Annotated in this window: 19 protein-coding genes; 14 read left to right on the top strand and 5 right to left on the bottom strand. The window is 56.7% G+C overall.

The window, feature by feature from the left end; translation table 11 throughout:
* Window positions 1-221 precede the first annotated feature (221 nt).
* The 12 genes from guaA to NHH03_RS05435 all read left to right on the top strand — a co-directional run bounded on the left by guaA (window position 222) and on the right by NHH03_RS05435 (window position 15,966).
* Window positions 222-1,877 carry a glutamine-hydrolyzing GMP synthase gene (guaA, locus tag NHH03_RS05490; RefSeq protein WP_253154749.1) on the top strand — a complete coding sequence of 552 codons (1,656 nt, stop codon included), beginning with the start codon at window positions 222-224 and terminating at the stop codon, window positions 1,875-1,877.
* A gap of 7 nt (window positions 1,878-1,884) precedes the next feature.
* Window positions 1,885-3,561 (top strand): energy-dependent translational throttle protein EttA, encoded by a 1,677-nt coding sequence (gene ettA / locus NHH03_RS05485; RefSeq protein ID WP_253154748.1) that lies wholly within the window; start codon window positions 1,885-1,887, stop codon window positions 3,559-3,561.
* A gap of 60 nt (window positions 3,562-3,621) precedes the next feature.
* On the top strand, window positions 3,622-3,891 hold the full coding sequence (locus tag NHH03_RS05480; protein WP_253154747.1) for a hypothetical protein: 270 nt from the start codon (window positions 3,622-3,624) through the stop codon (window positions 3,889-3,891).
* 51 nt (window positions 3,892-3,942) lie between these two features.
* Complete coding sequence (locus tag NHH03_RS05475) at window positions 3,943-8,094, top strand: hypothetical protein (protein WP_253154746.1); 4,152 nt, start codon at window positions 3,943-3,945, stop codon at window positions 8,092-8,094.
* Between the two features lie 98 nt (window positions 8,095-8,192).
* Window positions 8,193-9,764 carry a rhamnulokinase gene (locus NHH03_RS05470; RefSeq protein WP_253154745.1) on the top strand — a complete coding sequence of 524 codons (1,572 nt, stop codon included), beginning with the start codon at window positions 8,193-8,195 and terminating at the stop codon, window positions 9,762-9,764.
* A gap of 110 nt (window positions 9,765-9,874) precedes the next feature.
* Window positions 9,875-10,510 (top strand): NfeD family protein, encoded by a 636-nt coding sequence (locus NHH03_RS05465; protein ID WP_253154744.1) that lies wholly within the window; start codon window positions 9,875-9,877, stop codon window positions 10,508-10,510.
* 36 nt (window positions 10,511-10,546) lie between these two features.
* Entirely contained in the window at window positions 10,547-11,200 is a 654-nt protein-coding gene (locus tag NHH03_RS05460; RefSeq protein WP_253154743.1) for a 5-formyltetrahydrofolate cyclo-ligase, read from the top strand.
* Between the two features lie 84 nt (window positions 11,201-11,284).
* Window positions 11,285-12,289 (top strand): ketoacyl-ACP synthase III, encoded by a 1,005-nt coding sequence (locus NHH03_RS05455; RefSeq protein WP_253154742.1) that lies wholly within the window; start codon window positions 11,285-11,287, stop codon window positions 12,287-12,289.
* A gap of 3 nt (window positions 12,290-12,292) precedes the next feature.
* Window positions 12,293-12,853: a YqgE/AlgH family protein gene (locus NHH03_RS05450; RefSeq protein ID WP_253154741.1), complete on the top strand. Its 561-nt coding sequence runs from the start codon at window positions 12,293-12,295 to the stop codon at window positions 12,851-12,853.
* A gap of 15 nt (window positions 12,854-12,868) precedes the next feature.
* Window positions 12,869-13,669, top strand: a complete 801-nt coding sequence (locus NHH03_RS05445) for a metallophosphoesterase family protein (protein WP_253154740.1) — start codon at window positions 12,869-12,871, stop codon at window positions 13,667-13,669.
* A gap of 56 nt (window positions 13,670-13,725) precedes the next feature.
* Window positions 13,726-15,096 carry a sensor histidine kinase gene (locus tag NHH03_RS05440; protein ID WP_253154739.1) on the top strand — a complete coding sequence of 457 codons (1,371 nt, stop codon included), beginning with the start codon at window positions 13,726-13,728 and terminating at the stop codon, window positions 15,094-15,096.
* A gap of 183 nt (window positions 15,097-15,279) precedes the next feature.
* On the top strand, window positions 15,280-15,966 hold the full coding sequence (locus tag NHH03_RS05435) for a response regulator transcription factor (RefSeq protein WP_253154738.1): 687 nt from the start codon (window positions 15,280-15,282) through the stop codon (window positions 15,964-15,966).
* A 15-nt stretch (window positions 15,967-15,981) separates the two neighbouring features.
* Here NHH03_RS05435 and NHH03_RS05430 read toward each other — a convergent pair whose 3' ends face one another.
* Window positions 15,982-16,839, bottom strand: coding sequence for a phosphatase PAP2 family protein (locus NHH03_RS05430; RefSeq protein WP_253154737.1), 858 nt, complete (start codon window positions 16,837-16,839; stop codon window positions 15,982-15,984).
* A 309-nt stretch (window positions 16,840-17,148) separates the two neighbouring features.
* Between NHH03_RS05430 and NHH03_RS05425 the strand changes: the two genes are divergently transcribed.
* On the top strand, window positions 17,149-17,919 hold the full coding sequence (locus NHH03_RS05425; protein WP_253154736.1) for a hypothetical protein: 771 nt from the start codon (window positions 17,149-17,151) through the stop codon (window positions 17,917-17,919).
* Here the strand turns inward: NHH03_RS05425 and NHH03_RS05420 are convergent, their stop codons facing one another.
* The gene (locus NHH03_RS05420; RefSeq protein WP_253154735.1) at window positions 17,920-18,591 is read right to left on the bottom strand and encodes a PEP-CTERM sorting domain-containing protein; all 672 of its coding nucleotides are present in this window, start codon (window positions 18,589-18,591) and stop codon (window positions 17,920-17,922) included.
* 729 nt (window positions 18,592-19,320) lie between these two features.
* Between NHH03_RS05420 and NHH03_RS05415 the strand changes: the two genes are divergently transcribed.
* Window positions 19,321-19,779, top strand: a complete 459-nt coding sequence (locus NHH03_RS05415; RefSeq protein WP_253154734.1) for a hypothetical protein — start codon at window positions 19,321-19,323, stop codon at window positions 19,777-19,779.
* A gap of 33 nt (window positions 19,780-19,812) precedes the next feature.
* On the opposite strand, the gene NHH03_RS05410 is transcribed toward NHH03_RS05415, so the two are convergent.
* The 3 genes from NHH03_RS05410 to NHH03_RS05400 all read right to left on the bottom strand — a co-directional run bounded on the left by NHH03_RS05410 (window position 19,813) and on the right by NHH03_RS05400 (window position 24,384).
* Window positions 19,813-21,561, bottom strand: a complete 1,749-nt coding sequence (locus NHH03_RS05410; protein WP_253154733.1) for an SEL1-like repeat protein — start codon at window positions 21,559-21,561, stop codon at window positions 19,813-19,815.
* Between the two features lie 161 nt (window positions 21,562-21,722).
* The gene (locus tag NHH03_RS05405) at window positions 21,723-22,763 is read right to left on the bottom strand and encodes a non-reducing end alpha-L-arabinofuranosidase family hydrolase (RefSeq protein ID WP_253154732.1); all 1,041 of its coding nucleotides are present in this window, start codon (window positions 22,761-22,763) and stop codon (window positions 21,723-21,725) included.
* A 247-nt stretch (window positions 22,764-23,010) separates the two neighbouring features.
* Complete coding sequence (locus NHH03_RS05400; protein WP_253154731.1) at window positions 23,011-24,384, bottom strand: Gfo/Idh/MocA family protein; 1,374 nt, start codon at window positions 24,382-24,384, stop codon at window positions 23,011-23,013.
* Window positions 24,385-24,443 lie beyond the last annotated feature (59 nt).

Raw genomic sequence — 24,443 nt, 5'->3', positions numbered from 1 at the left:
ATCACCCAGAGGTGCTGGCGGCGGCGGTGTTCGGGTCTCTGTCAGATTCCCCGGCGTTTAGCCCCTTGGGGATCACCGGCTCATTTTCTACACTCCCGGTTTGGCATTGGCGACTGCGCTTGCGTAGCAATCACCCACGAACTCCGATTCGCTGGGCGGTGGCGACCCGCTCGGCGGTCCGCGGTGCCCCCCCTCGGTCCCTTCAATCAATCCAGAGCTGCATGAGTGTTTCGCCAGCCCACTCGACGGGCAGTCCAAAATCCTCGAGTGAATCGGGCTCCGGCTCGACGACCGACGCCGCGGTCGAAAGTCAGTCGGAAATCGGTGCCGCCGCGTTGACAGAACAGCGAATTGTCGTCCTGGATTTTGGCTCCCAGTACGCCCAGCTGATCGCTCGTCGCGTCCGCGAACAGAATGTTTACTGTCAAATCGTCCGCCACGATTTGTCGGCCGATCGCATCGCAGAACTGGCGCCCAAAGGCATCATTCTGTCCGGTGGGCCATCGAGCGTCTACGAATCCGGGGCGCCTCGCTGCGATCCCGAATTGTTCAAACTGGGCATTCCCGTGTTGGGGATTTGCTACGGGATGCAACTGGCCTGCGAAGCACTTGGTGGCAAAGTCGCCAACACGACAACGCGAGAATACGGCCACGCTCAGTGCGAGATCGTCGATCCAGGATCTCTGTTTGACGCCATGCCGTCACAGATCGATGTTTGGATGAGCCACGGGGACCAGGTCTCGGCGATCAGTGAACAATTCGAGGTGCTGGCCAAGACAAAGACCTGTCCGTACGCCGCGATTCGCCACCGCGAGTTGCCGATTTACGGCATGCAATTTCACCCCGAAGTCACTCACACGCCGCTGGGCGGCCAAGTGTTAGCAAACTTCGTGCATGGGATTTGTGATTGCCAGCCGAATTGGTACCTCAGTGATTTTGCCGAGGTGACGATCCGCCAAATTCGCGAAACCGTTGGTGATCGCCGCGTGATTTGTGGACTCAGTGGCGGTGTCGATTCCTCGGTCGTTGCCGCGTTGTTGTACAAAGCCATCGGGTCTCAATTGACCTGCATTCTGATCGACAACGGATTGTTGCGCAAGAATGAACAGGCGTTGGTGATCGACGAGTTCACCAACCATTTCAAAGCCGACTTGCACGTCGTCAACGCGGAAGACCGATTCCTGGCATCGCTGGCGGGGATCGCCGAACCGCAGGAGAAACGTCGCCGCATCGGTCACGACTTCATCGAATGCTTTAAAGAGGAAGCCAAGGGAATCCAAAACGCCCACTTCCTCGCACAGGGTACCCTGTATCCCGATGTGATCGAAAGCGGTGCGGATCCCGATGGTCCGGCGGCGACGATCAAACTGCACCACAACGTCGGCGGTCTGCCGGAAGAACTCGGGTTCGAATTGATTGAACCGCTGCGAGATCTGTTCAAAGACGAGGTCCGGCGGTTGGGATTGGAACTGGGGTTGCCGGAGAAACTGGTGTGGCGGCACCCGTTCCCCGGACCCGGATTGGCGGTCCGTTGTTTGGGCGAAGTCACACGTGACAAACTGATCGTATTGCGAGCGGCCGACGCGATTGTGATCGAAGAAATTGAATCGGCCGGACTGTACCGCGACACCAGCCAAACGTTTGCGGTGCTGTTGCCGGTGCAAAGCGTCGGTGTGATGGGCGACGCTCGGACCTATGACAACGCCATCGCCGTCCGTAGCGTCAATACGGATGATTTTATGACGGCCGACTGGAGTCGATTGCCGTACGAGTTGCTGGCTCGAATCAGCACACGAATCATTAACGAAGTCAAAGGCGTCAACCGAGTCTGCTACGACATTAGCAGTAAACCACCGGCGACGATCGAATGGGAATGAATTAGGAATGTCTAGGCAATACATTTACCAAGTTGAAGGGCTGACGAAGAAGCACGGCCAGAAAACGGTGCTCGACGACGTGAATTTGGCGTTCTACCCGGGCGCAAAAATCGGCGTGCTGGGGCCCAACGGTGCCGGGAAATCGACGCTGTTGCGAATCATGGCCGGTCAGGACACTGATTTCGACGGTGTCGCCCGACTCGGGAAAGGTTTCACGGTCGGCTACCTGGAACAAGAACCGCCGCTGGATGAAACCAAGACGGTGTTCGAAAACGTGCAAGACGCCGTCGCCGAGCGCCGAGCGATTGTCGACCGATTCAACGAGATCGGTATGCTGCTAGGCGACGTCAGCGATGACGACGAAATGCAAAAGTTGTGTGACGAGATGGCGCGTTTGCAAGACACCATCGACACCTACAACCTATGGGAATTGGATCGCCAAGTCGAAATGGCGATGGCGGTGATGAATTTACCGCGCGGTGATTCCAGCGTGACCACCCTCTCCGGTGGCGAGCGGCGGCGTGTCGCCCTGTGCCAATTGCTGATTCGTCAACCCGACCTGCTGTTGTTGGACGAACCGACCAACCACTTGGATGCCGAATCGGTGTCGTGGTTGGAGCAGCACCTGGCCAACTATCCCGGCACCGTTGTCGCTGTCACTCACGATCGCTACTTCCTGGACAACGTCGCCCAGTGGATTCTGGAAATCGATCGCGCCCGCGGGATTCCGTTCGAAGGCAACTACACCGCCTGGTTGGAAGCACGCCAAAAACGGATGCAGATTGAGCAGCGGAAACAGAAGGCGCGTGAACGCACGTTGTCGCAGGAACTCGAATGGATTCGGATGAGTCCCAAAGCGAGGCAGGCAAAGAGCAAGGCGCGAATCAAAGCCTATGAGGACTTGGCAGCCGAAAAATTCGAAGATCGGCCGGATGAGTTGGAGATCCAAATCCCATCCAACCGCCACCTCGGCGAACTGGTGATCGAAGGCACTGGGATTCATAAAGCGTACGGCGAAAAAGTCTTGATCGACGATTTGTCGTTCCGCCTGCCGGCCGGCGGGATCGTTGGGGTGATCGGTCCCAACGGTGCGGGAAAGACCACACTGTTCAAGATGCTGACCGGTCAGGAAGCTCCCGATAGCGGCGAGTTCCGCATCGGTGAAACCGTTGATTTGGGTTATGTCGATCAAAGTCGCGATTCGCTCAAGAACGATGCGACGGTGTTCGAAGAAATCAGCGGTGGCACCGAGACGATCGTGTTGGGCGGACGCAACGTCAACGCGCGGGCCTATGTGTCGCGATTCAATTTCCGTGGCCCCGACCAAGAAAAAAAGGTCGGCAATCTTTCCGGTGGTGAACGCAACCGTGTCCACCTGGCAAAACTACTCCGCCGTGGCTGCAACGTGTTGTTGTTGGACGAACCGACCAATGACTTGGACGTTGACACGCTGCGTGCGTTGGAAGAGGCGATCATGCACTTTGCCGGCTGTGTCGTCGTGACCTCGCACGACCGCTGGTTCCTTGATCGTCTGGCAACGCATATCCTGGCGTTCGAAGGTGATGGAAAGCTGACGTGGTGCGAAGGCAACTTCGAAGTCTACGAGCGCGGTTTGCGTGAACGGATGGGCGAAGACCCAGATGAAGTCAAACAAGCTCGCTACAAGAGCATTCACGCCGGCTAGGTCGTCGCCGACCAGCAGCTACCCCTTCATTCAATTTTCCTCTTTCCAACTTAGATCATTATGACCATTTTGCGCGTCGGTACGAACGAACAATACTCCAACAACTGGGACGATATTTTCGGTGGCAGCAAGAAAAAGGCCGCCAAAAAGAGCACCAAGAAAGCGGCCAAGAAAAAGACCAGCAAGAAAGTGGCTGTGAAGAAGACCGCCACCAAGAAAGCCACTGGCAGCAAAAAGGCAACCAAGAAAAAGGTGGTGAGCGCCAAGAAAACGACGGCGAAGAAAGCCACCAAGAAGAAAGCGACTCGCAAGAAGGCTGCCAAGAACTAGTCCCGTTCTCACCTCCTCTCCTGCCGTTTCTCAACTCACGCCTCGCCCCACATGTCCATTATCCCCCCTCCGGAGTCGCTCGACGATTCGCTCAAGCGGTTGGCGGGGTATTTGAACTTCTCCAGCGGCAGCAACGATCCCGCGATCGCGTCGCTATGGAACGAGGTGTATCACCATGCCAGTCAGGGCAAGCCGTTGACCGGCACGCCGGCGTGGTTGGTGTTGAACAATTGGATCGAGCAAACGCTGGACTCGCTGGAACGTTCCAGTTCCGCATTCGCAGACGTCTCCCAGGCGCGCGAGGTGTCGCGACTGTTGCTTAGCGAACTGCTGCCGGCTTACATGGATTACCACCGGGATCTGTTGTTTCATCAGGAACCCGAGGTCCTGTTCAACGGGTTCTTTATGGCGCGGGCGGCCGAAGCATTGCTGGGTTTGTACCAGCAACGGGACACCGCTCCGAGTGACGAATCCATCGTCGGGTTGGTGCACCAAGCGATTTTGGATCTGAACGACTTCGTCGGCTATCGGCCGGTCGCGATCTTGGAAAATCGTCGTTGCCAACCCTATCCGCATGAATTTGTGCGTCCGATCCCGCTGTATGTGCAAGGTTCGGGTGTTTCGGCAGGCACCTATGATGAACTGATCTCGCGGACGATTATCATTCTCGAAGACACCGACCCGGACGTCTTGCGGGCCGCCTCGTTTGAATTCGATCAGCTGGCCGAGTTGTCATTGGACCCCCGCGCCTACGATTTTGATCACCCGGTCAACCGTCGTCCCAACTATCACTTTGGCGGTTGGGACGAGCGCAGCGTCAACGCGGGCGGCTACTACAGTCGCTTTGTCTTGCGCCAGGTCACATTGGATGCATTGCTCAGTCGTGTCAGCGATTTGGAATTGCAGGAAGAGCAGTGTTTGTCCGAAGACGAATTGTTGACCGAAGCTGCGACGGTCTTGGCCGGTACGGTGTTGATGGCCAGCGGTGTCAGCGGTTCCGGACCGGCGGCCTATTCCAGCGAAGTCACGCTCAGCACGCTGATGAAACCCATTGCGGAGTACCGTGACGCGTTTTATCTCGATCGTTTGGCGAAACTGACCGGGGTCCATCGCGATCGTTTGGATGCCGAACAACAGGTCCGGCGTCAACCGTTTGGCGCCGCCCGTCAACATCTCAACGCCGCATTGGCCGAACGCCGTGCCGCCCAGGTCCAGCACGTTCAGCTTGCCAGGCTGTATGCCCGAATGGGCTACCCCGACGCAGCGACACGCCAAATTGACGTCGTCCCCGCAGCATCGGCGCGAATGATTTGTCGGATCGATTGTGAAATCACATTGGGATTACGCGCCCTTCGCAGCGGTGAATTTGATCGCGCGATGCAGGTCCCCACGCACGTTTACGATTTAATCAAACGAGCCATCAAATGTGGTGCACTGGCGGATCCCTGGGATCTGATCGGGTTCACAGGCCAGTTCAGCTTGCACCCCAGTCCCGACTGCAGTGTGCATGATTCGCGGGTCGACGATCTGCTGTATTTGGTCGACCAATTATTCAGTTACATGGCCCGGGTCTGGAGCGAGGCGGCGGCACGCAACGACACCGCGGCCTACCAGACAATCAGTGTGTTGTACCGTGATGTTGCCGAGTGGTGGCGTCAATTTGGCGCGTACACTGTGGAATCGTTGGAAGCCGCTGATCCGTTGGAGTCCTATGATTCGGCAAGCCTGGTCGCCCGAGCGCTGCGGGTTTGGCACGAGGGCGGTGCGGCCGCAGGGGACATCAAATTTTGGAAGCCCCATGCCGAGTTCTTTGATTCGCCGCGTGCCTATTCGTTGGTGATTTCAGCGTTGCTGGAGCGACGTGATTTCCTGCCATCGATGGCATTGTTGGTTCATTGGCTGTGCAACGCCCAACAGATCGGGTTGCGACAGGGCGGCAATTCACTGCCACGCCTGGCCGAACGCTGGTTGATGAAACTGCGTGGTCAATTTCAAGACGGATTAACGATTGGCAAACCGATCGAATCCGGCGATGCAGTGCTCGACGACCCGGCTGCGATCTGGCCGCTGGCCCGCAAGTGCTTTGACTATTTCGAAGCCAACGCGGAAGAATTTTGGTCGGCCCCCGCGTTTGATCTGGCTGAACGACGCAAGCCACCACGCGACTGGGACCAGGAACTCGCTGGCGAAATTCCATTCGATGATGATGACGTTGCCGATGGCAGCCAATTGTTTGATTCCGCCTATGAAGGCGTGACCTATCGCGATTCGACAGACGATGGCATCGATGGAGCGATTTATGAAAACTCCGGCGACGGCAGCCGTGACGAATTAGAAGCCGAATGGAAACGCTTGGTCGATCGGTTGTCCTTTCTGCAATCGATGGCACGCATGTGGTCGGTCGCCGCCGACATCGTCGTGGCGGATGCTGTCAGTGACGACCCGGCCCGCGCCGCAGACCAGTTGGAGGCACTGCAGAATTGGGCCAAGCGAGCCAAGGAAAATCGAATCGGGTTGTTGGAATTGCTGGACGCCGTCCGCGAATACAAGATTTCGCCCGGCGGCAGCGATAGTGAATCGATGCGTGATTACGATCGTTCGCGGGTGCTGCGTGATTCGTTGATGGAACGAATCATTGGCACGGCAGTGGAAATGTCAGACGCCCGGCGATTGATCTGTGGGACGATCATCGCGCACGTGGAACGGCACCATTCATTGCATCCAGGATCCTCCGGCGCCGACGTTGCCGGTGCCGAAGCCGGTCTGGACGAAATGTCCAACGATGATGTGCAGGCGGTCAAACTGTATGCCTCGTTGATCTCCGGCGACAGCCAGACCACCCGCCAGTTGTTTCCTGAATACGTCGACGCGATCAGCAGTGAGAACCTGTTGTACATCCCGCTGTCGCGTGGCGGTGACCCGGTCAAAATCTATGTCGCTCGTCTGCGGCAGCGCGTGCTGCGGCACCTGATGCACTGGATGCCACGCCGTGGATTGATCAGTGAAGCCTGTCGATTGCTCGAAGTGTCGCGATTGATGGAGCAGCAGAACAGTGTCGGTATCGGCGCCGTGACCGAATTCGACAGCCTGTTTCGTGACGGTTTCCGCGCCTTGGTGGAATCCTTGACAGCCGGCGTCGCACAGCAGCGCGACTTGGAAGAACTGAACGAAGACGAAAAGGCGATCGGTGAAGTCTTGATTCCGTTGGTGGAACGATTGACCGAAACCATGCTCGGATCTTGGCTGGCCCACAGTCAAACGCTCCGCTTGTCACCACTGGAGTCGGTCAATGATCGCCAGTCATGGGAGCGGTTGGTCGAATTCATTCGCGACTACGGAGATCCGATTTTCACGCAGGTCTTTTTGCAATTGGGCAACGTTCGAGCCATTTTGCACCAAGGCGTTTCCGATTGGTTGCAGCGCGTGATCGAGGAAGACGACGCGCAGATCGCCGACATGCAATTGTTCGAAGATTTGCGCAGCGGCAAACTTTCCATGCACCAAGCGGATCGCTGGATCACGTTGGTCTATGAATCGTTGATCGACCATCACGCGGAATACCAAGATTACAACAGCACCACCACGCAAAGCGACCGTGGCGATCTGGTGTACATGTTCATGGATTTTCTGCGGTTGCGGGCCAGCTATGAGCGGATCGCTTGGAATCTGAAACCCGTGATGTGGGCACACGATGTTTTGGTCCGCCACCGGTTGGAGAATGCCGCCATGTTGTGGCGACGCAGTCTGAGCGAGCGGATCGGCGCCGAAGCCGAAAAGTTTGTGACCCGGTTGCGCAAAATGCAGCAAAACTATTCGATGCGGATGCCAACCGTTGCGGATCGTATTCGCGAACGGTTTGTCCAACCGATGACAATTGCTCGCATGCGCGCCTTGGTGAAACCAGCCATGCACGATGCCGAAAATGGTGGCGATAGCCGACGGTTTGAACTGTTGGAAGCCGAAGCCGAATTGCTGGCGCGGACACCCACCGGTGCCGGTCTGGATGTGCCGGCGTGGCTGGCGGCGCTGGAGGAGGAGGTCGAGCAACTCGCCAAACGCAGTGCCAGCAGTGAGATCGATCCAGAAGCGTTGATGACGATTCCGATCATTCCCCTGTCGGTGGAACAGTTGAATGACCAATTGGACATCGCCCAATCGCAGGGCCGACGGTTGCCACACATGCGCGGCAAAAAAACGGATTGATGCACACCGCGTCCTGCTGACGTTGCGGAAATGCAATACAATCGTCGCGCATCGCGTTTCTTTTTGCTCCTGACCTCGCTGCATCCGTGTTCAGAATCATGTCGGCACCTGTCTCTCCCTTGACCAATAGCCCCGTTCATTTAGCCGTCGATTTGGGGGCATCTAGTGGACGTGTGATCGCCGGTTGGATTGATGACGGAGTCTTGACGCTGGAAGAAACCCATCGGTTTGCCAATGACCCGGTCATGCTGCAAAACTCATTGCAGTGGAACGTGCACGGATTGTGGGCCGAGACCTTGACCGGACTCCGACTGGCGGTCGCAAAGTTTGAATCCGTGGCCTCGGTCGGAGTTGATACCTGGGGCGTCGATTATGTGCTGGTCGATCGCAACGATCAGATCGCAGCACCGATTCGGCATTACCGCGATGCACGTACCAACGGCATGATGGAGCGGGCGTTTGCAAAACTAGGTGGTGCTGGCACGCAGGCTGCCGAACTCGGTCGACAGCGGATTTTTGACGCGACCGGACTGCAGTTCATGCCGATCAACACGGTTTACCAACTGTTTTCGGCTGTGGAGTCAAAAGAGTGCTCTCTACAGATCGCGGACGGCTTTTTGATGATGGGCGATTTCTTTCACTGGTTGCTGTCGGGAAAACGCAGTATCGAAGCGACTAATGCATCGACCACACAAATGTTGAATCCCAACACGGGAACCTGGGCGTCGGATCTGATTCGCGATTTAGGATTGCCTGTGGAATGGTTTCCCCCGGTGACCCCGACCGGCACGACGCTCGGTGACGTTCAGGAATCCGTCGCGACGGCGACCGGATTAGAAGGCGTGCCTGTGGTGGTGCCGGCCACCCATGACACCGCCTCGGCCGTGATCGCCGTTCCGGTCGATGCCTTCGCACCCGAAAAACCTGATTGGTGTTACATCAGTTCGGGGACGTGGTCCCTGATGGGATGTGAATTGGCCACGCCCCGTGTGACCGAGCGCTGTGCCGAGCTGAATTTTACAAACGAAGGCGGAGTGGCCGGCAGCACACGGTTGTTAAAGAACATCAGTGGTCTGTGGATCTTTCAACAGTTGCGAAAATCGATGCAGCGTCGCGGCAGCGAAGTCGATTGGGAAGCGATGGTTCAGCAGGCCGCGGCGTCCGATCCCTTCGAGTTGCTGGTCGATCCTGACCACGCCTCATTCGTCGCGCCAAACGATATGCTCGACGCGATCAAAGAGTTTGCTCAAGCAACCGGTCAAGACCAACCGCAATCCGACGGCAGCTATTACCGCGCTGCACTTGAGGGATTGGCACTGAGTTACCGGGTTTGTCTGGGCATGCTGGAACAAATTGTGGGCAACTCGATTGAAACGATTCATATTGTTGGAGGTGGCACGATGAATGAATTGTTGTGTCAGATGACTGCCGACGCTTGTAATCGCACCGTGATTGCCGGGCCGGTCGAAGCGACAGCCATCGGAAATCTGGCGATGCAAATGGTCGGCACGGGAGTGATCGGCAGCGGCGATCTGGGCGATCAATCCGCGGCGATTCGTCAGGCCCGCCGGTTGGTCCGCGAAAGTTTTTCGGTTCAGACCTACACGCCGCAGCAGGCCGAAATTTGGGACGCTCCGGCGGCGCGGTTCCTAGAACTCGCCGGCAACTAAGAGAGAAATTGAAGCCTAGAGTCAACCTCCGTACCCTTCGAGCCGTTTTTAGCGAGAGCAGGGAGAGGAGCCTGCGGTGGTGCAACTGACTTGCAGCGAGATTCTATCGAGTGACAGAAAAACCCATCTTGATCGGCGACGTGGCAAAGACCATCGGCGCGTTGAAGCCGGCGGGACAGATTCGTATTCACGGTCAGACGCTCAATGCGACTTCCCAAGGGACCTGGATCGATCCTGGCTGTGACGTGCAAATTGTGGGTGGTCACAGCGGGAAAGTGATCGTGCGATTGGCTGCCACCGACGCGCGACCGCTGACGCATCAGGGTGATCCGTTACCCGCTGCCGATGTTGATTCGATGACTCCGTTGCAATCGCCCGCTGCTTGGGTCGAACGCGGCAATGCGGTCGGCTGGGGAGCGCTGATCGGACTTGTTCTCATTCCAGTGTATTGGTTTACCGGTACCGAGCTCGGCCTTTCGGTGGTCAGCGTGCCCCTGGCCGGTGCCATCGCAGGTGGTTTGTTTCGTTGGTTGGTGGCGTCGGCAAATGACGCCGTGGGGCCGCGGGTGGATCACCGCCCGGCTGCGATCGGAATTGCGGCTCTGGTCATTTTGAGTGGGCTGCTCGGGTCGGCGATCGGGGCGGGCGCGTCCGTGGGGTTTGCCGGTGTCAGTTGCGGGCTATTGGCTGGCGTGGTCGTTGCGGGAGTGATTCGTTGGATGATCCTGTTCGCGTCGCTGTTCTAGTGCGATACGATGGTTCGCATTGCCGTCGTGATCCCAATGTTTCCTGACGAATTGGATCGGCGGCCATGCGGTGCAATGGATGTGACGTGTGCAAAAGAACTCTTGTTAGTCGATCAGATGGTATCCAAGGAATCCCTGCGAAAGACCGCGGCACAGGCCCGGCGGTTGCTGGCCGACAAGGATCGGATCAGCAAACTTGCGACCGATCAATTGTTAGCCATGCCCCAGTATGCTCAGGCGCGGCGTGTGATGTGGTACGTCGATGTTCGGGATGAACTGCGGACGCGAGATGCACTGCAGAGGGTGCTGGTCGGGGACCAGCAAATCGCGGTGCCGTACTGTGTGGGCCAGCAGATCAGATTGTGTCGGCTGGATCAGATGCAGGATCTGGCGGTGGGGGCATTTGGCATTTTAGAACCGCGCCAGCAGCTGCGTGGTCAAATCGATCGCAATGTCAGCCCCAACGAGTTGGACTTGGTGGTCGTTCCGGGGGTGGCGTTTGACCGGCGGGGCGGTCGTTTGGGGCACGGCCATGGTTTCTATGATCGATTGTTGGCCGACGTGGCGGACAGGACGGTGTTGGTGGGGCTAGCATTTCAGTGCCAGGTCGTCAATGCCGTGCCGACCGCCGACCATGACGTTTCGATGGATTGGTTGGTCACCGAAACCCAGGTCGTCCGATGTGGTTGATTCTTGGGGTCCGCGCTGAGGCGGAAGCTTGCTAGGCTTTGTCGTCGACCATTTCATCCACTTGGCAAATTCCGGATAGCGTCTGTGCCGTACGCCCAACTTGGCCCGATCGCGGTTCATCTGCCCACCAGGGTGGAAACCAATGAGGAACTTCAACGTTCATTTCCTCGTTGGGATTTGAAGCTGATTGAAGAGAAAACGGGGATCCGTCAGCGGCACATTGCGGCGGATGGCGAGACGTCCAGTGATTTGGCTGTCGCGGCGTCGCAAAAATTGTTTGCCGAACACGATATCGATCCGAACTCGATCGATTTTGTCTTGTTCTGCACACAGACGCCTGACTACCCGCTGCCGACGACCAGTTGTCTGATCCAGGATCGTTTGTCACTCCCAACCCGTTGCGGGGCGCTGGACTTTAATCTGGGCTGCAGTGGCTACGTCTATGGTCTGGCGATGGCGGACGGATTGATTCAATCCGGTGCGGCCAGCCGGATCCTATTTCTGACGGCCGAGACCTACAGCAAGTACATCGACCCAGAAGACCGCAGTTTGCGGACCATTTTTGGCGATGCGGCTGCGGCAACGCTGATCACCGCGGGGCCGAATCAATCGCTTAGCGGGTTCCAATTCGGCAGCGACGGCAGCGGAGCCGACATGTTGTTGGTCGGTGACGGCGGGGCGCGGTCGGAATCCGACGCCATTCGACCACGGCACCGAAAACGCTGGAAAAGCCGGTTGTATATGGATGGACCGAGTCTGATCAATTTCACCGTCGAAGCGGTGCCACGTTTGGTGGACCAAATTTTGGCCAAACAGGGCCTGAGCGACGCGGACATTTCCAAGTATCTGATGCACCAAGCGACCTGGAAAATGTTGGACCAGTTGCGGGTGCGTATGGATTTGGCGCCGGAGCGACTGCCGATTGAACTGGGCGAAGTCGGCAACACCGTTTCTTGCACGCTGCCGATTCTGATCGACCAGTTGCGAAATAGCGGGCGAATCGATCGAGATTCCGTTAATATGCTCGTTGGTTTCGGGGTCGGCCTTTCGTGGGCCGGTTGTTTGTGGAAAGACCTGGCCGGCGAATGAGCAATGAACGAATTTCTAAGCGGCAAACTGCTGATCGCGTCACCGTATCTGAATGACCCTAATTTCATGCGCAGCGTGGTTCTGGTGATCAGCCACGATGAAGAGGGTGCCTTTGGATTGTCGCTGAACCGCTGCACCGCCCGTCGGCTGAGCGAGATCGTTGAACTCTCCCTGCCGCAGGGGCCGATTCGGCCAGACGACTATATCTACGAGGGCGGACCCGTCGAAGGGCCGTTGCTGGCACTGCACGATTTAACAGGCGTCGGGTCTCCGATCGCATCGGAATCGACCGGGATCTGGTTGACCGGTGAGGAAGACCATCTGCGACTGTTGCTCAGCCGTGTTGATGCCAAGGTGCGATTCATCGCCCAGTATTCCGGTTGGGGGCCCGGGCAATTGGATTTGGAAATGGAGACCGGGGGCTGGTTGGTCGGCGAAATCAAACGTGAGGTCGTGTTCGAAGATCCAGATCAGGTTTGGGAATCAGCTGTCAAACGCTGTGGGCGCGAAATCCTGTCGTCGCTCTCGCCAGGGTTGCGATTCATCGACCCGTCGATCAATTAGTAGACGGACCAGCGCATGCGGCGTTTTGTAATCGGCGACATTCACGGTTGTGCCAAAGCGCTACGGACGTTGTTGGAGTCCATTGACCCGCAGCGCGACGATGAACTGGTGTTTCTAGGGGACTATGTCGACCGCGGACCTGATAGTCGTGGCGTCATTGACCAATTGATTGAACTGCAGCAACGTTGCCGAGTCGTCGCGCTGCGTGGCAACCACGAGATCATGCTGTACGGTGTGGCCTATGGTGGGCTAGATGCGGCGATGTGGTTGGGAGCGGGCGGCAATGCCACGGTGACCAGTTATGGTGGATCATTGGACAAAATTCCTGCCGATCACAAGCAGTTTTTGTTGTCTTTGCGGACGCACTACGAAACGGCTGAATCGATCTTTGTTCACGCCTGTTACGACGCCTATCGAGCAATGGACGACCAATCCGACGAGATTCGGTATTGGACCCATCTGGGACCGATACCGCCGCCGCATTGCTCCGGCAAACGCGTGTTCGTCGGCCATACGCCTCAACCCGGCGGAACTGTGTTGGATGTCGGCCATCTGGTCTGTGTCGATACCTATTGCTTTGGCACCGGTTATCTGACGGCGATGAATGTGGACAGCGGAGAATTGGTCCAGGTTGACCGAAAAGGCCACCGCCGCCGGGTGCCCGCGGAAGCGTTGTGGCTGTTCTGCTCGGGAATCATTCAATCGATGCGCAATCGTTGGAAATCGGGTGCGCCGCATCTTGATGCCGAACCGACTGAATCATCCGGTGCGGATACCGAAGTCATCTCGAACGACAACGGCTCGGCGGATCGATGAGTGAGAGTCCACAGAACAGCATCGCGAATTCGATCGCTCCATTGAGCGAATCCCGAATGGATACACTGTCCGCGACAAACGTCGCGATCGCTCCGTTGGGTGATCCCGGGCCGACACTCGGCATGCCGCCACGCAGCATCGACACGACCGCGTTCCAGCCGCGTCGCCGGGCCACCGTCATCGGTTTGTTATCGATCGTGATTGCGATTTGGCTGGCAACGTTCCTGGGCGTGACCGGAATGGGAATGGTCGTCGTTGCGTTTGCAATCTGTTTCCTGGTGGGGACTGTCGCGACGATCCATAGCATGTTGCGTTGGGAAAACGCACACAACGCCTATGAAAAAGAGCGTGCTGCGGCCGAGAAATGGAATACGCGGTTCGTCAAACTTCATTCCGAATCGACCCGCACCGCCAGTGTGCTGTCGCACATGACCGACGGCATCCTGATGCTGTCACCGGCTACGGAAATCGTATTGATCAATCGGGCCGCGCGATACCTGTTGGCGCTACCCGACGACGGAGTCTACCTAGGGCGCAAGTTTGCCGAATTGGTGCGCGTCCCCGAAATTGTCGAAGCGGTTCGCCGTGCCCGTTCATCCGACGTCGACCAGAACGTGTCCGTCGAAATCGTCGACGGATCGATCGTCCGCCCGGTCACGGTCCGCGTCGATCGTGTTCAAGACACTCGTCCGCCGCACCTGTTGTTGGTGGTGCGTGATGAAACGGAGGCGCAGCGAGTGGACGCCATCCGGCGGGAATTCGTCGCCAACGTTTCGCATGAACTCAAAACCCCGTTGGCTGCGATCAAGGGCTATGCGGAAACGGTCGAATTGGCGATCGAGGACGATCCCGATGCGGCCAAACACTTCGTTCGTCAAATCGATGATCAATGCCAGCGTTTGGAAGACTTGATCGCTGACATGATGCGTCTGGCGCGCGCCCAATCGGGCAAGGGTACGATGCAGGTCCAGTCGATCGATTTGCAGCAAGTGATCGACCAAGCCATGGCGTCCTTTTTACCTGTTGCTGCGGCCAAACAGATTGCACTGACGGTCGATCAACAGGTTGAAAAAGTTTATGTGATGGCCGACAAAGATGCCGCGTTGGCGATCACCCAAAACCTGATCAGCAATGCGTTGCGGCACACCGAGGCCGGCGGGCATGTGGTCGTTTCCTGTCGCCGCGAGTCCACCGGCTGGATCATGGCCGTCCGGGACGACGGCGTGGGCATCGCCCCAGAGTTTCAAGAACGCATTTTTGAGCGTTTTTACCGGGTCGATCGCACTCGCAAAATGCACGATGGCGGGACCGGGATCGGCCTGTCAATCGTCAAGAACCTGACCCGGGCGCTCAGCGGTACCATTCAAGTGATCAGTAGTCCTGGAGAGGGGGCAACGTTCGAGGTTTGGCTTCCCGGCGCCAAATAGGCGATTGTCTTCACAAAACATTCATCGCAAGAATGTGGCTGAGAGGGTGTACTTTTCGTGCAATTCCACCAACATGGCGTACATCGTCGATGTCCGTGAAAAGCCCGTTTTTCATGATTTCCACAATCTCCGGACGTCAGCACGAATAGCAACATTCGTTTGGATTCACCCAAGCAACCAAGCATGACCAATACCAAGGTTTTGATCGTCGAAGATTACGGTCCGTTGGCCGAATCGCTTGAATATCAACTGAAACGCGCTGGGTACGAAGTCTACCGTGCTAGCGACGGCCGTGACGGAGTGGATCAGGCGAAACTTTATCTGCCCGATCTGGTCGTGTTAGACATCGATCTGCCGATCTTGAGCGGTGTCGAAGTTTGCAAGCAGTTGCGGTCCGATCCCAAAACTCGCGAAACGTTGATCTTGATGCTCAGCGCGATGGGCGAAGAATCGGATCAGGTGGTTGGATTTGCCGTGGGGGCCGACGACTATGTTGTCAAACCCGTTGAGAGTTACAAGGTGCTGCTGCAACGTCTCAAGGCGTTGCTGCGGCGGCGCGAGCCGTTGTTAGACGATCACGAAGCGGTCACGCATCAAAGCGTGACGGTCGACCGACGTCGGTTTGTGGTGATGATCGAAGAATCACCGTTGAAGTTGACCAAAAGCGAGTTTCGATTGTTAGACACGTTGATCCGCCAACCCGGGCGTGCGTTCGGTCGCAGCGAATTGGTGGATGCCGCTCTTGGCGAAGACACGATCGTACTGGACCGCACGATCGACGTGCACGTTCGGGCCCTGCGTAAAAAAATGGGCTGTGCAGCCGACCTGATCGAAACGGTTCGCGGCGTCGGTTATCGATTCAAGGAATAACGACCGCCCCGATTGCTACGCCGCCAGGGGCTGTTGATCGCCTTCGTCGTCTTGTGTGAATTGGCTGTCAACCGATTCGGTATCGATCGGCCGACGACGCTTGGGCTGGTTTTCCGGTTGCATCTTGTCGAACAAATTGCCCAGCAGCCGGGGATGGAAACAGGCATAGGCCCACAGAAATCCAAAGGCCGCGCCGCCCAGAATGTCGCTGGGGAAGTGCGCACTACAGGCCAGGCGTTGCAGCGCTGTGCCGACGCAGATCATGGCAAATAGCCATCGTCCTCGCGGTAGAATCATCCATAGCCCGATCGTCAGGGCGGTTGCGGTCGCCATGTTTCCGCTGGGAAACGCGCGCGTGCTGGCGTCAAATGTCGCAACCTGTGAGAGCGACCAGTCAAACGCCCACAACCATGCCGAATCAAACGATGCGACATCAAGGTTCAATCCGGTCGGTCGCGGACGTAGCACAAACATTTTGGCTAACGTCGCAATCGCGCCGGCACCGAGTGGCAAAACCACCAGACGCGGCAAATGCCAACGTCGGTTGGGCGACATCAGAAAGAATCCGAACAAAAACAGAAACACTCCGCTGCCGTGCGAAAACACCAGCGTCAGTTCCAACGCATTGCCAAATTCTCGTGGCAGTGGATCGGTGGCAAACCACCGCGCCACCGGGACGTCCAGCAGCGTGATCATCGGGACGGCCAGCAATAACATGCCGCCGAACCAGAACAAGGCGCTCACGCGAAAGGCTTCTTCAGGCGCCTGCAAAAACGGATGCACCACGCGAATCACCCCAGGGGGCGATTCCAGTTCGCGCTCAGGGGCGCCGTGGTGCGATGCATTGGGTTCCGTTGGCTGTTCAGATCGCATAGGTGTGCAAATGAATTGCGGTGCGATAGGTGCGTGAAACATCCCGCTCGGGAAACTCTCACGCCGTTTGTTTCGACTGTTCGAAGCCATCTTGGCTCGTCGCAGACGGACACTAGCGAAAACTCCCAGCCGGCGGAAAGTCCGGATACGGCTGCAGTCGGACGCGACTTGAAAAATTCATCAAACGACCGTTTGGCAAGATTTTGTCAACTTTGACGATTGGGTTGACGATGACGTTTCTATCCGCGGCACAGTCTGCCAGACCCTATGCGGATGGTTCGAGAGAATTTGTTTCACGGGATAATGACCATGTCACGCGTCTTCGGTTTGTTGCTAGTTGGATGGATCACAATCGGACTGACCGGCTGTGTCGGCCCGATGGGTGCCGGGTGTTGCGGACCGATCGCTATACCTGGCGGTCAATGCGGCGGCGGCTGCGATTCCGGCTGTGACGGCGGCTCCTGCGGCGGTTGCGATTCCTGCAGCGGCTGCGGTGAACTGTACGTCGACCCCTGGATCAACCACCCAGCCGACTGCGTCGATCCCTGTGACTCCTGTGGCAACTACAACGGCCAGAGCTGTGGGAAATGCCGTTCGGTGTTTTCCGGGATGCGAAGCTTGTGGGGCTATCGCTGTGGTTGTGCACCGGGACCGGTGGCGACCACCGATCGACGTTTCGCTCCGTTACGTTCGGCCATCTGCGGTGGCTGCGACGGCGGTTGTGACAGCTGTATGGGCGAACCGGCCTGTGGGATAGAACCCAATTGCGGCCTGGAACAGGGCTACGGTTTTGAACCGGCCTGCGGCTGCGAAGGAGCCTGTGATTGCTCGATCGGCGAACCCGCCTGTGGCTTAGAACCGGCGTGCGGTTGTGAAGGCGGTTGCAGCTGTGGCGGTGGGGTTAGCCACGGATACCCGGTCGACGAGTACCCCGTCGACGAAGGCGAATACATTCTGCAAACGCCTGGCCAAAACCCGGTTCCGATCGCAGAAAAACCATACGCACCCAGCCGTACACGAAAGATCTTTAATCCGCGAACAGCATCCTCGGGTGGATTTCTAAACAATCACCGACGCTAATCAAACGCGGCGTCGGCGTCGTGGGCGAAGCGTCATGGCGATCGCACCGAGGCCAAAAATCGCCAACGATGTCGGCTCAGGAACCGCTCCATCGGACGGGTCACCGGCCGAGCTGTCCGACTCGGAATAAACCAAATTGTCGATCCGAATGAAGTCAGGATTGAACGTATCGCTGAAACTCAACGTCGCCCGAGCAATGCCATCGGCCGCGAATCCGATGTAGTTGCCGCTGTTGGACAGGCCGGTTTGAGGAACATCAGCCATTCCGAGTACGTCATTGGTCGCCGAATAAGCGGTCAGCGTCCACTGCTCAAAGGTGGCACCGACGTTGAAAGCAAATGCGTCGACCAAGTTATCAAAACTGAATTCAATGGTCTTGGTCAATCCGAAGAAGTTGCCTAGAGAGTTACCGGTGGTATTGAAACCGCCAGCAAATAAATCATGCACTGCCAGTGTTCCGCCACCCGGGTTGAAGGTGACTCCATTGCTGCTGAGAGCGGGGCCGAAGTTAGCGTCGTAAACGCCGGCGGCGGATTCAAAATCCACCAGCGTCCCACCGGGAATCGCGCTCGAGGGATTGCCAAGTCCCGAGATGACGCCGGCTTCCGCGGGGGATGTCGCAACGATCAGCATCACAGCGGCAGCACAGGCAGTTAAAATCTGCTTTCTCATGAATGGCTTCTAACTTTAAACGCTTTATAGGGGGGGGCAGAGACCGGCCAGTGTAAATGCGGACCTTCTGCGCAATGTCAATTTGTACGTATTGGTGAACGCGTCATAAATACACGAGTACCGCAGAATAGGCGTTAACTTTTCAAAGAAAAAGTCGAAGTGTTTAGTTGCCGCATGCTGTCGGGTGGTTGAGTTCCAGTGTGGCAGAGCGGGTGTGGTCATCGGACCCCTGCGGTTGTGTTGCGACAGACGCGCGACTGCGAGGTTGTCGCGCAGGATTCAATCGCGCATTTTGCGGTTGCGCCTTCGCGTGGGGCATTGGTTTTTGGTAACCCGAGGCGTCAGCGAGGGATCCCGTTAACACCCAAAATCCCTCGCTCACGCGTCGGGTTGCCATTGCCACGCTAATTTGCGTTCGAAGATTAAATCACCCGCCCGCGGCGCGGCGGGTGAACCGCAAAAGGGCAACTTCGACTTTACGATCTGAGCGAATAGAGTGGGGGACGCGAACCCTGCTGCCTAGGTGGCGCCACCTTCGGCGATCGATTAGGCTGACATTCAAGCGTCGCTCTGATTAGCGTCGCTCTGATTTCTGTCTCCCTCTCTCTCCCAAACTGCGCTCGATTGGAATCGTCTAATTGCTGACCTCTTTGATCTGCGTGCGATCACCATTGTCGTTGCGATCGGGCTGTTCATTTCTTGAAAACGTGTCGGGCACCTTAATCAATCATGTTCCAGTTTTCGATCTTCAAGGCGCTGCTCGCAACGTTGTATTTTGCAGTCGTGTTTGGTCTGACAAACCTGATCGGTTTGGATTGGGTCTGCATACTTCACGTTTGGATCTTGCATTTCTTGGCACTCTGCGTGCTCCCGATTGCCGCGATGGAATACCGTGGACACCGCAGGCGATTTTCGATCGCCGCGTTGATCGTGGAAGTCGTCTACATGACGATGATTTATTTGGATGGATTTCGCGGCGAATTGGTAGTGACTTCGCTGTTCGCATTTTGTCTAGCCTTTTTCGCTGGCGTCACCACGGCAGCAGCCTACAACGCCATCAAACGTCCCGCAGAAAGTGACAAAGCATCGGGCATGATCAAACTGGTGTCTCGGGGTTTAGAAATAGTGCTGCCGGCTCAAACACCGGGCACCCCGGGCGAACCCACTGAACGCAAGCAGCAGGCGTGACTTCGTTTTAGCAAACGCGACCCGACAGCTTCATCACGACACACTCGACAATGTCGACGCGTTTTGACGCGGGGCGTTTCTTAGGATCATCAACAGCAAACCCAAGCTGGCTGCGACCATGATGATGATCGATAAAAACCGGTGTGAGCGATTGGGTGATCGCATTCTGTCAAGCTGAGCAAGAACCGTGATTGCTTCCTGTTCGCCGGCTTCCGCGGCTCTCTGGAACAACGCCACTGCCTGTTCTTCATCGGCTTTGATTCCATTTCCATGCAGGTACATAAAACCAAGATTAGCTTGGCTGACTGGAAATTGTTGTTCCGCTGCCTTGCGGTACCAATGCACGGCCGTTGCGTGGTTTTGAGTGACACCCAATCCCTTCTGGTACAGCATTCCCAGGTTGTTTTGGGCGTCGGGAAAGTCTTGCTCGGCAGCTTTGCGGTACCACTTGGCAGCTTGGCGGTTGTCAGCTTTTACGCCGCGTCCATTGAAGTGCATTAGCCCCAGCATGTACTGGGCCAGCGGCTTGTCCTGCTCAGCTGCCTGGCGGGACCATCTTAGCGCCTCAGCATCGTCCTGCGGTACGCTCTGTCCGTTGTAATACAGTCGCCCAAGTTCAGCTTGAGCCCAGGGGCTGCCATGAACAGCAGCCTGTCGCAGCCAGCGAATCGCAATCGCATCGTCTTTGGGCACGCCACGTCCGGTCAAATACATCCATCCAAGATTGGCCTGCGCCCAGGTCCCGCCCTGTTGGGCTGCGGCGCGAAACCAGGTGGCCGCTTTTCGGTCATCCTGGGGTACACCGCGGCCATGCAAGTACATCGCGGCCAACGAACCCTGGCCAAGCCAATGGCCCTGTTGGGCAGATTTGCGGAACCACTCCACGGCAATGGAATCGTCCCGTGGCACACCTTGGCCGTCTCGGTACGACAACCCAATGGAGCGCTGCGCTTCGGCCAGGTTCTGTTCTGCGGCCTTTCGATACCACGCCAATGCTTCCAGCGGATCTTGATCGACGCCGCGTCCAACATCGTACATATAGCCGAGATTGAATTGTGCCGCAGCGAGACCTTTTGCGGCCGAGCGGCGGTACCAGTCCACTGCGTCGCTGTCGGTTCCCGCGCCGCCACGTCCTTTGAAGCACATCCATCCGAGATCGAATTGAGCCCAATGATGCCCTTGCTCTGCAGCAAGCCGAAGGAAATGCACGGATCTTGCATCGTCTTGAAACACCCCCACACCTCTGCGATAGCAACGCGCGAGATTAAATTGGGCATCCGTGTGGCCTTGCTCTGCGGCTTTTTCGAATAACTGGAATGCCCGATCGTTATCCTGAGTGATGCCGCGACCTTGCAGGTACATGAACCCCAGCCAGTTCTGCCCGGCTGCAAAATTCTGATCCGCAGCCTGGTCGAACCAGCGGACAGCCTCTCGGTCGTTTTGAGCAACGCCATGTCCCTGGACATACATCCAGCCGAGTATCAGCTGCGCCCGCACGAGATGTTGCTCCGCGGCGCTACGAATGCATCTAGCGGCAACCTCTTTGCTATAGGGCGTCGCTTCTTCTCCATACAAGTGACTGATTTTGACGAAGTAGGCCTGGACGATTTGGTCCAATTCGGACGTCGTCGCCGACGTCGGCTGCGCAAGTTCCAGGGCTTGGGGACGCCGAGCGTCGGTTTCGCTGGAAACTTGGTTTGAGGCAGCTACCGGATTCATCGTGAGCACCGCCTGGCAATGGATTCCAATCGCGGCCGCTAGTAGCCAGGTTCGACACGGCATGGTGGCAAGTCTTTTTCGTCGTCAAGGGTTGTGTTCGCGCAGCATCAAATCACAGACCGAAATTCTGCTACCGAAAACTACGTCACGATCGCCACAGACGCGAGAAAAAGTTCGGCTTAATCAACAGCCCGGTCAGCGAGAGATCCGCAAACCTTTCCCCATCACTCGCTGTCATTGAGTGGTGTTAGCATTCCGATTCGCCAAGTGAATTGCCCATAAGGCTTGCCCTGCTTTTCGCTTTCGAGCAGACCTTGGAACACAACTCGAAAGTGATCCGGGTCGACGATCAACCGTTCGTCGTTGCTGTCGCGGATCAGTTCCCCGTGACTGATGTTATCCGTCCAAGCTTCGACGTTCTGCAGCGGCTGAGTATTCGTGTTTGCGGCAAATGGATGCTGGCGAGTGTCGGCGATCGGCGTCCACTGGCCATCAAGCTTGTCTGCGATATACGCCTTGAAGTAACGCTGGCCTTTCTGTTCGATGATCGTCAAATACGCATCGCGATCCTTTAAACGGTAGGTATGGCTGGCTTCAAAGATGTCCGCGTCAAGGGCGACTTGGCAATCGCGAAAGCCGAGCGGAAACTCGTCGCGGGTCGTCCACATCCGCCACATCTTTCCGTTCAAGCTGGTGAAAAACAGATGGGCACGCGTGTCGTCGCAGATGATCCAGAAATCCAAGCCGCCGACAACTCGGGGATCGCTCGGGCCGCCGTCCAAAATCAATTGAGCCTTGCTCCAAGAATTCGGATTCGTGATGTCGTCGGTGGTCGAATAAGCCACCGCCATCTTGTTCGCGTTCGGAACACCCATCTGGTAGATCAAATACCAAAGCTTGTGCGGGCGGTAGAAAAACACCTGCGGCGCGCAGTAATAATCGCTTTCACTGACCGGCAACAAAACTCGCTTCGACTGATTCGCAGCATCCCAATCGCTGAAAGAACAGTATTCGATGGCCGAACGTCCAGGAAGTTTGACCGTCATGAACACGTGCCAACGCCCATCATGAAAGACCAGTGTGGGGTCTTTCTGAGCGTAACTCGGTTCGTCTTCGCGAGACTCAGGAGCAATCAATGCAGCCGAGTATTCCCATGCCTTTGGCAGGGAAACGACGTCGGTGGGCGACTGCGCGCAAGTAATGAGGTGGCCGGCGACAAACGCCAGGACGGTCGCCGCAGGCGTGACCCATCTGAGAAGATTCATTTTTGGATCGGAAGCTGATACGAGAGTTATTGATCGCCGCGACGCGTCGGGTGATGGAACACCCATGCCTCCATCACAAACGCAATTCGAAAAGATCGAAGCAGCGGCCCGCGGACGCGTTTTCCTTTTCACTCCAATGTCGCACGGGCATTGGTCGGTCCGTCTTCACTCAGTCAACGATTGGCACACCGTAGCGTTTTAATCGATGACTGACTGAATCGGTCTCAATCTTGGCGACGAATCGGAATCACGACATGTTGATTTCGTAGCCTTTGCGACTTTCCCGCGAAAGGAACGAATTGGCTTCCTCGTCACCGATGATTTCACGTTGCTTCGGATCCCAATTCAGTTCACGTCCCAAGCGGATCGCGATGTTGGCTAGGTGGCACGTTTCCAGCATTCGGTTGTGCGTCCAGACATCGGAGATCGGTTGTTTGCGGGAACGCATGCCTTCGATGAAGTTGGCGGTGTGGTTCTCGCTGACGGGGCCCCCGTAAACGTTCTCCACCGCGTCTTCTGGCAGCGGATTCGATTCCAAGTCTTCGACCGGCTTGCCCGCTAGCTTGCCGCGATTGACGAAGAAGCGGCCTTTGGTTCCTTCAAACAAGATGCCGTTGTCACCTTCACTGGTGATGATCATCGGAATGTCACCTGGCATGTTGACGTGAATCTCAAACTTGGTCGGCGAATTGTATTGATCACTGACCGTCGGATAGCCATCTTTGTATTCAACCGGTAGTGAATAGCTGACGGGTGTCACCTTGTTTGGGCCAGTCTCGCTCGCACCGAGTGCCCAAGTTGCAATGTCGACGTGGTGTGCACCCCAATCGTTCATCTGGCCACCAGAGGTTTCATACCAGTTGCGCCATGCATAGTGGCAGTTGGTGTAGAGCGGCACACCGCCACCGTAGCCTTTGCGCATTTCTGGCAAAGCGCGGTAAGGCACTTTCGGTGCTGGGCCGAGCCACATGTCCCAATCAAGGCCTTCGGGCGCATCGATAGCAGGGATCGTTGGCGAACCAGTGGCACCGTTGATTCCACAGGTGACCTTACGGATTTCGCCGATCCGACCATCACGGATCAGTGCGATTGCTTTGAGGAAGCGGTGGCTGTTTTCGGTTCGTTGCATGGTTCCGACTTGGAACACACGCCCGGTTTGCTTGACAATTTTTTCGATCAACTTGCCTTCGTCGATTGTCAACGTCAGCGGTTTTTCGCAGTACACGTCTTTGCCGGCCAGCATCGCTTCGACCGAAATCTTGGTGTGCCAATGATCCGGCGCTGCAATCATGACGGCATCGATGTCTTTGCGCTCAAGCACTTTGCGGTAGTCCGCGTACCCTTCCGCTTTCTTTCCAGTCTTCTTCTCGAGTTTTTCGTTGATCGCTCCCAAGACGTTAGAATCGACATCGGCAAAGGCGGCGAAGTCTGCGAATTTGGTTGACTTGTCGGTGATTGTCCAACCTTGATTGCGCAATCCAATCGTGGCAAAAACGGGTCGTTCATTCGGCGAATCTTGCGCTTGGCTTAGGGCGCTGGTGCCCATGAAAACGCCAGTCGCAGTGGCAGCGCTTGCCGTTTGCAGAAAATCACGTCGGTTGAATAAGCCTTTGGATTTCATCGTCGAACCTCGTTAAAATTTCAGGGGGGGAAAAGGAGTGTGAATCGTGCCGCTCGGGT

Origin of the sequence: Stieleria tagensis (assembly GCF_024129865.1) — a bacterium.
GTDB lineage: Bacteria > Planctomycetota > Planctomycetia > Pirellulales > Pirellulaceae > Stieleria > Stieleria tagensis.
This window is presented reverse-complemented; position numbering and strand designations above follow the sequence as displayed.